Origin of the sequence: Fuscovulum sp. (assembly GCA_035192965.1) — a bacterium.
Classification (GTDB): Bacteria; Pseudomonadota; Alphaproteobacteria; order Rhodobacterales; family Rhodobacteraceae; genus Paragemmobacter.
Window position 1 is genome coordinate 3,027,217 of sequence record CP136571.1, and the last position, 12,146, is coordinate 3,039,362.

Sequence of the window (12,146 nt, forward strand, 5' to 3'; positions counted from 1 at the left end):
ATGCACAGCCGTCTGCACAGGGCGCTGCACCGGCAGCGGCACCGCCAATTTGCCCAAAGGCCGAAAATAAACCCAGCGTCCGCAACCACTTGCAGGCGAAAGGGGCGCGCCCAATCACGCTTCCCGCATCGCCCGCGCCACCAGCGCGATCCCCTCCGGAATCTTCGCCACCGGGATCGACGAATAGGCCAGCCGATAGAAATTCCGCCGCTCTGTCCCCGGCTCAAAAAACACCCGCCCGGGTTCGATCAGCACGCCCTCGCCCCGCAGTCGTAGCGCCAGCGCCTCGGTATCCACCTCGCCCCGCGCCTCCATCCAGAAGGACGATCCGCCAAACCCGCCCTGCCCCGCAACCATCAGATCATGTTGGGAAATCGCCTCCTCCATCGCCTGCCGCCGCTTGCGGAACGCCGCCTTCATCCGGTTCACCAGCGCATCATAATGCCCCAGGCTCAGGAAATAGGCCGCCGTCCGCTGCACATGGCCGGGTGGATGGCGCAACACCTGCGCCCGCAGCGCCCGCGCCTCACGAATGAACGGCGCAGGCCCCACCAGCCAACCCAGCCGCAACCCCGGAAACAGCGATTTGGAAAACGATCCCGCATGCACCACCCGCCCCCCGGAATCGAGGCTCTTGAGCGATGGCGAAACGGGTTTCAGAAAACTCATCTCGAACTCGTAATCATCTTCAATCACAAGGAAATCCCGCTCCTCCGCCGCCTTCAAAAGCGCCTGCCGCCGCGCCATCGGCATGGTGGCATTGGTCGGGCTCTGATGGCTCGCCGTGGTGAACACCACATCCACATCCGCAGGCAGCGCTTCCACCGGCAACCCGCCCTCATCCACCGCCACCGGCGTCACCCGCGCCCCCGCCTGCGCCACCATGGCACGAAAGCCGGGATAGCCGGGGTTCTCCACCACCGCATGCCCACCGGGCCTGAGCAGCACCTGCGCCGCCAGCCACAACGCATTCTGCGCCCCCATCGTGACCAGCACCTCATCAGGTCGTGCGTCGATCCCCCGGCGGGGCAAGATGTTGCGCAGCAGATATTCGATCAGCATCGGATCATCCCGCTCATAGCGATCCGCCGTCAGCGTCTCGAACTCCCGCCGCCCCAGCGCCTGCAACGCGCAAAGCCGCCAGTTCTGATGGTCAAACAGCGTAGGGTCCGCCTGCCCATAGATGAACGGATAGGGATAGGCCCGCCAATCCTCGGGCCGCGCCACCCGCTCCATCCCGGAAAACCGCCGCCCCGCACGCGTCTCCCAATCCACCGTGCCAATGGCCCGTGGCACCGGGCGGAAAGCAGGCTGCACCGGCACGCCCTCGCTCACGAAATACCCCGACCGCCCCCGCGCGGTCAGGTAATCCGATGAAACCAATTCCGTATAGGCCAGCGTCACGGTGATCCGGCTCACCCCCAGATGATCCGCCAACCCCCGTGACGACGGCATCCGGTCCCCCGCCCGGAACCGCCCGGCCAGAATGCCCTCTGCCACCATCTGCCGGATGCGCTGCTGCAACGTCCCGCTGCCGCCTTCGGGCAGGAAGAAGCTTTCGACCGGTATCGCCATCTGGCCTTATCCCCACCTGATCTGGATATAAGGCGCGCGCCATCCTCCGGCGTCAAGCCCGCCCCGCCCGTCGCAGGGGGGCTGTCTGCCCCCCACGGGCCGCTGCGCGCCCCACCCCCCGAGGATATTTTCCTCAGAGAAGAATGGGATAGGCTTCATCTTGGCATCAAATACCCTGGGGGTTTGGGGGGAACCCCCATCAACCGAGCCGAGCGCGGCACGCGCGCGGGCGAGACAAAAGACAGGCGCGGCCCCCTCTTCGGGGGCCGCGCACAATCAGATCAACGTCTGAAGGATTCAGCCAAAGACGCGGGTCAGCGCGCCGTCGATGGCATGGGTGATGTGGTCGATATCATCCTTCGTCGCGATCAGCGCCGGGCTCAGACACAGCGTGTTGTTCAGCCCCGGCAGCGACCGGTTGGTCGCCCCGATGATCACGCCCTGCGCCATGCAATCGGCCACCACCGCCTGCACCTTCTTTTCATCCGCCGCTTCCTTGGTGGCCCGGTCCGCCACCAGTTCCGCACCAAGGAACAGCCCCTTGCCGCGCACATCGCCGATGATCTTGTGCTTCTCCATCAACCCTTGCAGGTTCGACAGGCAATAGTCGCCCATCTTGGCGGTGTTCTCCAGCAACCCTTCCGCCTCGATGATCCGCATATTCTCCAGCGCCGCCGCCGGCCCCGCCGTGCAGCCGCCAAAGGTGGAAATGTCGCGGAAATAGCTCATCGTGTCAGTCGGGTCGTCCTTGAACATCTCGAACACCCGCTCAGTCGTCACGGTGCAGGAGATGGCGGCATAGCCCGAGGCCACGCCCTTGGCCATGGTCACGAAATCGGGCTGGATGCCGTAATGCTGATAACCAAACCAGGTGCCGGTCCGGCCCACGCCGCAGACCACCTCGTCAATCGCCAGCAGGATATCGTATTTCTTGCAGATCGCCTGCACCTTCTCCCAATACCCCTGCGGCGGCACGATCACGCCGCCACCCGCAGTGACGGGTTCCAAGATCAGGCAGCCCACGGTATCCGGGCCTTCGCGCAGGATCACCTCTTCGATGGCCTCCGCCGCGCGCTCGCCGTAATTCTCCACATCCCACTGCTTGCGGTATTCAAGGCAATGCGGCACCCGCACGAACCCATCCGGATAGGGGCCGTATTGCATCGCGCGCTGGTCCTGCCCGCTGGTCGCAAGGGCGGCAATCGTGGTGCCGTGATAATCGCGGTCACGGTAAAGGATCTTCCACTTCTTCCCGCCGTGATGCTTGTGCGCGATCTGGCGCACCATCTTGTAGACCTTCTCGTTCGCTTCCGAACCCGAGTTGGAATAGTAGACCCGCGTCATCCCCGGCATCTTTTCGATCAACCGCTGGGCAAAGATCGCGCCCGGCACCGACCCGGCGGCGCCTGCAAAATAGTTCATCTTGATCAGCTGGTCGCGCACCGCATTGGCGATGCTTTCGCGGCCATAGCCGACGTTGACGGTCCAGACCCCGCCCGAGACGGCATCAAGATGCTCTTTCCCCTTGGCATCCCAGACCTTCATCCCCTTACCTTCGACGATCACGCGCGGATCGACGCCGGTGTCATATTGCTTGTGCTGGCTCAGGTGATGCCAGACATGGGCGCGGTCGGCCTCGACCACTTCGCTGATGTCGTTGAAACGATCCAACCCTTCCATGGGCGCGTCCTTTCCAGAAATGCCGGTTGCCCCGCAAATCGCAGGGCTGATGATGCATCATCCTCCACCCCCGCCCGCGTCGATAGGGCCAGAGCCATGATGCCGATAAGGCCAGACAAACCGTCGCAACCGGCCGCAGGCACAGGTTACCGCCGCCGAGTGCGGTTGAACGCAGGGAACAGTTGCAATTCAGGGCAGAGCCCCTATGAACAAACGGGCCTGCCCCCAATTGCGGGGTTCGGTAAAACCCTGGTGACCGGGCCCCTCTGACGAGAGTTTTGCGACGCTCTCGTGATGTCGGCACCGCGGAAAGCAATAGTCGCACGGACCTGACCGACCGACCGACCTCCACGACGCCTCATGCGCCGCGCGTCCGCCTGTCTGCCATCGGCCCGCCTCAGGCAAGGCATCGCCCCATGACCACCACCACCGCACCAAAACCCACGCTTCAGTATTTCACCTGGGCATTCATCGTCACGGCCCTCGGCCTCGCCCTTGGCGCTTGGCTGGGCTGGCAAAGCACCGGCACCCTCTCTGGCATGATGTCGATCTTCTTCATCTGCTGCGTCCTCGCCGTGCTGGAGATTTCGCTGTCCTTCGACAACGCCATCGTGAATGCCAACAAACTCAAGGACATGCGCCCGGAATGGCAGCGCGCCTTTCTGACCTGGGGCATCCTGATCGCCGTGTTCGGCATGCGGATCGTGTTCCCGCTGCTGATCGTTGTCATCGCGGCCAATATCGGCCCCTGGCAGGCTGTCGTGCTGGCCTCGACCCAGCCCGAGGAATACAGCCGCATCATGTATGAGGCCCACCTGCCCATCGCAGCCTTTGGCGGGGCCTTCCTGATGATGGTTGGCCTGACCTATTTCTTCGATGCCGAAAAAGACGTCCACTGGGTGCATTGGCTGGAAGAGAAAGTGGCCTCCTCCGCCACCATCCGTGGCATCGAAGTGGGTCTCGTGCTGATCCTCATTCTGATCTTCTCGAAATTCCTCGAAGGGGCGGAAAGCACCGCGTTCGTGTCTTCGGCGATCTATGGCCTTGTCACCTTTCTTGCCGTCGAAACGCTGGGGGGTCTGCTGGATAAAAGCCAGGAAACCATGTCCGCTGCCGCCAAGGGCGGTTTGGGCGCCTTCCTCTATCTCGAAGTGCTGGACGCGTCCTTCAGCTTTGACGGCGTGATCGGCGCTTTTGCCTTGTCGAACAACCTCTTCGTCATCGCCATCGGCCTTGGCATCGGGGCGATGTATGTGCGCTCCATGACCATTATGCTGGTCGAAAAGGGCACGCTGGCGCAGTACCGCTTCCTGGAACACGGGGCGTTCTATGCCATCCTGATCCTGTCGGTGATCATGTTCACGCAGACGCTGGTGCATATCCCCGAGGTGATCACGGGGCTGGGCGGTGCGGCGTTGATCGGGCTGTCGCTGTGGTCCTCCATCCGTTGGAACCGCCGCAATCCCGATGCGCTGACCGATCCGCGCTGAACCGGCTTTGGGCCGCCCGTCACAGTGGGGCGGCCCATCCCTTCAAACCGATTTGAACGATCCGACCGCCCCAAGACTTGACCGCGCAGGATGCAAGGGATAGCCCTTCCAAAGCGTTTCGAAGGCAAATCCGGGGGGAAAGCCATGGCAATCCGCGTCACTGTCTGGGGCGAAAACGTCCACGAACAGACCAACCGCATCGTGGCAGACCTCTATCCCGGCGGGATGCATGCCACCATCGCCGCCGCGCTGAACCGCGATCCCGGCATCACCGCCACCACCGCCACATTGCAAGAGCCCGACCATGGCCTGACGCCCGCGCGGCTGGCACAGACCGATGTGCTAGTCTGGTGGGGCCACGCCGCCCATGGCGATGTCACCGATGCCGTGGTTGACCGCGTCTGCGATGCCGTCTGGTCCGGCATGGGCGTGATCTTCCTGCATTCGGCCCATTTCTCCAAACCGTTCAAACGCCTGATGGGCAGCCCCTGCAACCTCACTTGGCGCGAGGCGGGCGAACGTGAACGGCTTTGGCTCACCTCCCGCAACCATCCCATCGCCGCCGGCCTGCCCGACAGTTTCGAACTGGAACACGAAGAGATGTACGGCGAACCCTTCGGCGTGCCCGAACCGCTGGAAACCGTGTTCGTCTCGTGGTTCCAGGGGGGTGAGGTGTTCCGCTCGGGGCTGACCTACAAACGCGGTGCGGGCAACGTTTTCTACTTCCGCCCCGGCCATGAAACCTATCCCACCTATCACGATGCGAATGTCCAGCGTGTGATCCAGAATGCGGTGAAATGGGCCCACAACCCCGCCGCTCGCATCGCAGATCCCAACGCCGCGCCGAATGTCCCGGTCGATGTCGCGCCCGAACCCATCACCGAACGCGGCCCGCGCCTGCATCAGGCCGGCGAAGAGGGGTTGCGCTGATGGCCCGCCCGATCCGCCTTCTCATCCTCGGCACCGGGGGAATGGCCGCCAACCACGTGGAACATTTCGGAAAGATCCCGGGGGTAGAGCTTGTCGCCGGCGTCGATACCCGCCCCGACCCGCTCGCCGCCTTCTGCGACCGCTTCGCCATCCCGAACCGCTTTACCAGCCTTGATGCCGCGCTGGCTTGGGGGCAGTTCGATGCCGTGACCAACGTCACCCCCGATGCCGCGCATCACGCCACCACCCTGCCCCTGCTTGCCGCCGGAAAACATGTGCTGTGTGAAAAGCCGCTGGCCACCAACGCCGCCCATGCGGCCGAGATGGCCGATGCCGCCGCCCGCGCGGGCGTGACCGCCATGGTCAACCTCAGCTATCGCAACGTCCCCGCCCTGCAAAAGGCCGCCGAACTGGTGGCCGCCGGGGCCATTGGCACCATCCGGCATTTTGAGGCGTCCTATCTCCAAAGCTGGCTGACGCAATCCGCCTGGGGGCCATGGCAGGAACAGCCGCAATGGCTCTGGCGGCTGTCCACGGCGCATGGGTCCAAGGGCGTGCTGGGCGATGTGGGCATCCACATCCTCGACTTCGCCACCTTTGTCGCCGGGCTGGATGTGGCGGAAATCTCCTGCCGGCTGGTCACCTTCGACAAGGCCCCCGATGGCCGGGTCGGCGAATATGTGCTGGATGCCAATGACAGCGCCACGATGCAGCTGCGCCTGGCCAACGGCGCGCTTGGCACCATCGCCGCCACCCGCTTTGCCACCGGCCACCTGAACGACCTGCGCCTGCGGCTCTATGGCGATGCGGGCGGGATCGAGGTCAGCTTCGAACGCGGCATCAGCCGACTGTCCGCCTGCCTTCCCCCAGATCTGGAAACGGCAGAATGGACGGAAATCCCCTGCCCGCCCGTTCCCACGGTCTATGACCGGTTCATCGCGGCGATCCGGGGCGAAGGCTCTGCGATCCCCGATTTCGCCCGCGCCGCGCGCCTTCAAACCCTGCTCGACAGGGCCGAAGACTCCGCCGCCCAACAGGCTCTTGCGCTGCCCGTCTGACAGCACCCTGCGACAAGGCGTTGAATTCAGGCGATTTGGTGGATGCCACCTTCCGTGACCGCGTGGTCACGGAAAAACGGCATACACATCCCGCGCAAAGCGCCCATGTTCGCAACACACCGCGTCAGCGGTGAAAGTCGGCTCTACAAGGAACAGAAAGTGCTCTGGAGGCGGGTACCGGAATCGAACCGGTCTTCACGGATTTGCAATCCGCTGCGTAACCTCTCCGCCAACCCGCCGAGAGCACGGTTGACCTATACGACCCGAACCCGGCGCGCAAGACCGCGCGACGGGAAAATCCGCGCAGGCCCTGCCCTGCGGCTGGCAGTCTTGTGATTGGCCCGGGCTTTCCCTTGCCACCGCCCCGCTATCTTTGGTGTCCCAGCACAGGATCAAAGCCATGCTCAAGGCCGCCCTTACCCTGCTCTCCCTCTCGCTCGCATCGGCCGCCAGCGCCGATCCGGCCGCGCTGGTTGAACGTATAGGCGCGGATGTCCTGTTCCTGCGCCACGCGCTTGCCCCCGGCACCGGCGATCCTGCCAATTTTCGCCTTGGCGATTGCAGCACCCAGCGCAACCTCAGCGACGAGGGCCGTGCACAGGCGCGCAGCCTTGGCGATGCGATCCGCGCCGCGAACCTGCCAGTCGCACAGGTGCTCACCTCCCAATGGTGCCGCGCCCGCGAAACGGCCGATCTGCTGGCGCTTGTCCCCCCGGTCGAAGAACCCGGTCTGAACTCCTTCTTCGGCAATCCCGATGCCCGCACCCCAACGTTGGATCGGCTACATCAGGCCCTCGCAGCCCTGCCAGAGGGCATCACCGTGATGGTAACCCATCAGGTCGTCATCACGGCAATCACCGGGCAAACCGTGCCATCAGGCGGCGCGGTGCTCTATGACGTCGATACCGGGCAGGCGCAGCCTCTCGCCCTTCCCTAAAGGCGCCGCGCCTCAGCCCCAGTCCAGCACCACCTTGCCCGACTGCCCCGATTTCATCGCCGTGAACCCCGCCTCGAACTCATCCACGGCGAAGCGGTGGGTGATCACCTTGCGCACGTCCAGCCCGTTTTCCAGCATGGCAATCATCTTGTACCAGGTCTCGAAAATCTCGCGCCCGTAGACGCCCTTGATCGTGATGGCCTTAAAGACGATCCGGCTCCAGTCCACCGGGCTTTTCCCCGGCGGGATCCCCAACATGGCAATCCGCCCGCCCATGACCATCGCCTCGACCATCTGGTCCAATGCGGCCTGATTGCCGCTCATCTCCATGCCGACGTCAAAGCCCTCGGTCATCTTCAACCGCGCCTTCACATCCGACAGGTTCTCGCGTGTCACATCCACCGGGGTCACATCAGCCACCGCAGCGGCCAGTTCCAATCGCGCGGGGTTCACATCGGTGATCACCACATGCCGCGCGCCCACATGGCGGGCCACCGCGGCGGCCATGATGCCGATGGGGCCTGCCCCTGTGATCAGCACATCCTCACCCACCAGATCGAAACTCAGCGCCGTATGCACGGCATTGCCCAAGGGGTCGAGGATCGCGCCGATCTCATCATCAATCGCATCCGGCAGCGGCACCACATTGAATGCAGGCAGGCGCAGGTATTGCGCAAAGGCCCCCTGCTCGTTGACGCCAATCCCCCGCGTGGCCGGGTCCAGATGGAACTTGCCCGCCCGCGATTGCCGCGATTGCCGCCCGATCAGATGCCCCTCGCCCGAACAGCGCTGCCCGATATGCAGCCCTTCGACATTGCGGCCCAGCTCCACGATCTCGCCCGCGAATTCATGGCCCGTGACCAACGGCACCGGCACCGTCCGCGCGGCCCAGTCATCCCAGTTCCAGATATGGATATCCGTGCCGCAAATCCCGGTCTTGCGGATGCGGATCAGCACGTCATCGGGGCCAATCTCCGGCACCGGGCGGGTTTCCATCCACAGGCCCGGCTCGGGGCGGGCTTTCACAAGCGCCTTCATCTCGTTCGTCATGTCAGATCACCCCCCAATCACACCAAGAGCGCGGCCCGCGGCGGTGAACGCCTCCAGCCCGAAATCCAGATCCTCCCGCGTCAGCCGCGCATTCATCTGCGTGCGGATGCGCGCCTGCCCCTGCGGCACCACGGGGAAGAAGAACCCCGCCACATGCACGCCCCGCTGCCCCAGTTCCGCCGCCATGGCCTGCGCAAGCTTCGCCTCGCCCAGCATCACCGGGATGATCGGATGCTCCCCCGGCAGCAGCCGGAACCCTGCCGCCGCCAGCCCCGCGCGCCAGTAGCGGGCATTGTCGAACAACGTCGCCCGCAAATCATCCGCCGCCTCAACGATATCCAGCGCAGCCAGCCCCGCGCCCACCACCGCCGGCGGCAGCGCATTGGAAAACAGGTAAGGCCGCGCGCGCTGACGCAGCAGGTCGATCACCGCCTGCGGCCCGGCGATATATCCGCCCAGCGCACCGCCCAGCGCCTTGCCCAGCGTGCCGGTCAGGATATCGACCTCCACCCCGAAATGCGCAGGCGTGCCCCGCCCCCCCGGCCCCATGAAGCCCGTCGCATGGCAATCATCCACCATCACCAGCGCGCCATATTGCGCGGCAAGCGCCGTGATCTCGGGTAGCTTCGCCAGATAGCCATCCATCGAAAACACGCCATCCGTGGCAATCAGGATGAACCGCGCGCCATCCGCCCGCGCCGCCTGCAACTGCGCCTCCAGATCGGCCATGTCGGAATTGGCGTAGCGATAGCGCTTGGCCTTGCACAGACGAATGCCGTCAATGATGCTGGCATGGTTCAGCGCATCGGAAATCACCGCATCCTCCGGCCCCAGCAGCGGCTCGAACAGCCCACCATTGGCATCGAAACAGGCCGCGAACAGGATGGAGTCCTCCTTGCCCAGATACTGCGCCAGCCGCTTTTCCAGCGCGCGGTGAATATCCTGCGTCCCGCAGATAAAGCGGACACTGGCCATCCCATACCCATGGTCGCGCATCGCGTCCTCGGCCGCTGCCACCAGACGCGGATCATCGGCAAGGCCAAGGTAATTGTTGGCGCACAGGTTCAGCATCCCGCGCCCGCCCATCTGCACATGCGCGCCCTGCGCCCCGCCGATCAGTCGTTCCCGTTTGAACAGCCCGTCGCGTTCAATACCCGCCAACACAGTACCAAGATGGTCGAGAAAGGCAGCTTTATCCGTCATGGCGGAATGTCCTCCGTTTTGGTGGATAACTGGCACAGCTTTGGGCTTTCGTCAATATCGCGGAATATCGTCCGTCAAAACGGAATGCCGCTTCATCTTGGCCCAAATACCCACATCCGCCCGCACCGAAAGGGCGACGGTCGTCAGCTCCCCTGCACGATCAGAATCGCCCGCGCCTTCCCCTTGGCGCGGATCGCATGCGGGCGGTCGGCGGCGTAGCGGGCCGTATCGCCGGGGCCAAGGTCTTCGACATCCTCGCCCGAGGTCACGGTCATGTCCCCTTCGATCACCGTCAGATGTTCCCGGCAGCCCGCACTGTGCGGGTCTGATACCAGCGCCGCCCCCGCCTCAAAGGCCAGATCATAAACCTCATGCTCCCCCACCGTCTCGGCTGGGGAAAGGATGCGGATGCGCACGCCGGAACTGCGCGCGATCACCGGGGCGGCACTTGCCCGCGTCACCTCGATCCCCGGCGCGGGCTTGCCTTCCAGCAGCCCGGCGAAATCCACCTGCAAGGCCTGCGTCAGGTTCCACAGCGTGGCGACGGTCGGGCTCGATTCCCCCCGCTCGATCTGGCTGACCATCGACCTGGACACGCCCGACAGCTTCGCCACCGCATCCAGCGACAGGCCACGCGCCTTGCGCGCCTCGCGCAAGCTGGCAGCCAACCGGTCATGGATGTCGGATCGGATGTTCATGCGCGCGATGGTGGCCCGCGCGGCTGCGAAGGTCAACGCGCCTTAGGTGCCGCAAAAGGTGACATGGCGGCCAAAGCCCTGCGGCGCGGGCAGCATAAAGGCCTCCCGCTCCACGAACGGCTCTGACACCGCCGCCACCAGCGCCTCGAACGGGGCCATGTCGCCGCCCGTCGCCGCCGCCAATGCCTCTTCCACCTTGTGATTGCGCGGGATCACCGCCGGATTGGCCGCCCTGATCCGATCCGCCGCATCCGGGGCCAGCCGTGCTTGCCAGCGCGGCAGCCAGTCGTGCAGCGCCGTCGCATCGGCAAACAACGGCGCGATGCCCGTGGCATCGCCCCCCACCGCCCCCGCCAAGCGGCGAAAGGTCAGCGTCCAGTCTGCATCCTGCCCCTCCATCGCCGCCAGCAGCGCATCGGCCAGATCGCCATCCCCTGCCTCAGCCCCGGCCAGCCCCAGCTTGGCCCGCATCACCGCCACCCATTCGGCGCGGTACCGCCCCGCGATCGCCTCCAGCGCGACATTGGCCTTGTCAACGGCCCGGTCCTGATCCGCATCGAACAGCGGCAGCAACGCCTCGGCCAGCCGCGCCAGATTCCACCCCAGGATTAGCGGCTGGTTGGCATAGGCATACCGCCCGGTATGGTCGATCGACGAAAACACCGTCCCCGGCGCATAGCCTTCCATAAAGGCGCAAGGGCCGTAATCGATGGTCTCACCCGACAGCGCCATGTTGTCTGTGTTCATCACCCCATGGATGAACCCCACCCCCATCCATTGCGCGATCAGCCGCGCCTGCCGCGCGACCACGGCATCGAACAGCGCGACATAGGGGTTATCCGCCCCCGCCACCTCGGGGAAATGCCGCGCAATGGTGTAATCGGCCAAGGCCTTCACCTGCGCCTGATCCCCGCGCGCGGCGAAAAACTGGAACGTCCCCACCCGGATATGGCTCGCCGCCACCCGCGCCAGCACGGCACCGGGCAACTCCACCTCGCGCAGCACGGGCGCGCCCGTTGCCACCACCGCCAAAGCCCGCGTCGTGGGGATGCCCAGCGCCGCCATCGCCTCGCCCATCACATATTCGCGCAGCATCGGCCCCACCGCCGCCTTGCCATCACCGCCCCGCGAAAACGGCGTCCGCCCCGACCCTTTCAACTGGATGTCCCAGCGCCGCCCGGCCCCATCCAGCACCTCGCCCAACAGCAGCGCCCGCCCGTCACCCAGCTGCGGCGAAAATCCCCCGAACTGATGCCCGGCATAGGCCTGCGCCACCGGCTCCGCACCCGCAGGCAGGCGATTGCCCGACAGCATCTCTGCCGCCCCCGCCTCCAGCCAGTCTGCATCAAGCCCCAGCGACGCCGCCAATTCTCGGTTCAGCATCAACAGCCGCGGCGCGGGCGCCGGGGCCGGACTAGCAGAAAGAAACGTACCGGGCAGATCGCGGACCCAGGAATTGTCAAAGGCAAAGGTCATGGCTTCCTCAAGCGCCGGATTGGCCCAGGGAATATGGGCGGCAGCGGCG

The 12,146-nt window shown here is 64.9% G+C and carries 10 protein-coding genes and 1 tRNA gene; 4 read left to right on the forward strand and 7 right to left on the reverse strand.

Annotation, left to right across the window (positions count from 1 at the left end):
- Positions 1-114 precede the first annotated feature (114 nt).
- Together RSE12_14830 and tpa are read right to left on the reverse strand one after the other, a co-directional pair.
- Complete coding sequence (locus RSE12_14830) at positions 115-1,575, reverse strand: PLP-dependent aminotransferase family protein (protein WRH61637.1); 1,461 nt, start codon at positions 1,573-1,575, stop codon at positions 115-117.
- Positions 1,576-1,872: 297 nt separating this feature from the next.
- Positions 1,873-3,255 carry a hypotaurine--pyruvate aminotransferase Tpa gene (tpa, locus tag RSE12_14835; GenBank protein WRH61638.1) on the reverse strand — a complete coding sequence of 461 codons (1,383 nt, stop codon included), beginning with the start codon at positions 3,253-3,255 and terminating at the stop codon, positions 1,873-1,875.
- A 416-nt stretch (positions 3,256-3,671) separates the two neighbouring features.
- On the opposite strand from tpa, the gene RSE12_14840 reads away from it, so the two are divergent.
- The 3 genes from RSE12_14840 to RSE12_14850 all read left to right on the forward strand — a co-directional run bounded on the left by RSE12_14840 (position 3,672) and on the right by RSE12_14850 (position 6,733).
- Positions 3,672-4,745, forward strand: a complete 1,074-nt coding sequence (locus tag RSE12_14840; protein ID WRH61639.1) for a DUF475 domain-containing protein — start codon at positions 3,672-3,674, stop codon at positions 4,743-4,745.
- Between the two features lie 144 nt (positions 4,746-4,889).
- Positions 4,890-5,675 carry a ThuA domain-containing protein gene (locus tag RSE12_14845; protein ID WRH61640.1) on the forward strand — a complete coding sequence of 262 codons (786 nt, stop codon included), beginning with the start codon at positions 4,890-4,892 and terminating at the stop codon, positions 5,673-5,675.
- Positions 5,675-6,733, forward strand: a complete 1,059-nt coding sequence (locus tag RSE12_14850) for a Gfo/Idh/MocA family oxidoreductase (GenBank protein WRH61641.1) — start codon at positions 5,675-5,677, stop codon at positions 6,731-6,733. The genes RSE12_14845 and RSE12_14850 overlap by 1 nt, the downstream gene beginning before the upstream one ends.
- Before the next feature lie 165 nt (positions 6,734-6,898).
- Here the strand turns inward: RSE12_14850 and RSE12_14855 are convergent.
- A tRNA-Cys gene (locus tag RSE12_14855) sits at positions 6,899-6,972 on the reverse strand.
- Positions 6,973-7,133: 161 nt separating this feature from the next.
- On the opposite strand from RSE12_14855, the gene RSE12_14860 reads away from it, so the two are divergent.
- Complete coding sequence (locus RSE12_14860) at positions 7,134-7,670, forward strand: histidine phosphatase family protein (protein WRH61642.1); 537 nt, start codon at positions 7,134-7,136, stop codon at positions 7,668-7,670.
- 12 nt (positions 7,671-7,682) lie between these two features.
- Here the strand turns inward: RSE12_14860 and tdh are convergent, their stop codons facing one another.
- The 4 genes from tdh to RSE12_14880 all read right to left on the reverse strand — a co-directional run bounded on the left by tdh (position 7,683) and on the right by RSE12_14880 (position 12,097).
- A complete protein-coding gene (gene tdh, locus RSE12_14865; GenBank protein ID WRH64835.1) occupies positions 7,683-8,708 on the reverse strand; it encodes an L-threonine 3-dehydrogenase in 1,026 nt (341 codons plus the stop codon).
- 18 nt (positions 8,709-8,726) lie between these two features.
- Positions 8,727-9,923, reverse strand: a complete 1,197-nt coding sequence (kbl, locus tag RSE12_14870) for a glycine C-acetyltransferase (GenBank protein ID WRH61643.1) — start codon at positions 9,921-9,923, stop codon at positions 8,727-8,729.
- Positions 9,924-10,066: 143 nt separating this feature from the next.
- Positions 10,067-10,621, reverse strand: a complete 555-nt coding sequence (locus RSE12_14875; GenBank protein ID WRH64836.1) for a helix-turn-helix domain-containing protein — start codon at positions 10,619-10,621, stop codon at positions 10,067-10,069.
- 42 nt (positions 10,622-10,663) lie between these two features.
- A complete protein-coding gene (locus tag RSE12_14880; protein ID WRH61644.1) occupies positions 10,664-12,097 on the reverse strand; it encodes a YdiU family protein in 1,434 nt (477 codons plus the stop codon).
- Between the last annotated feature and the right edge of the window lie 49 nt (positions 12,098-12,146).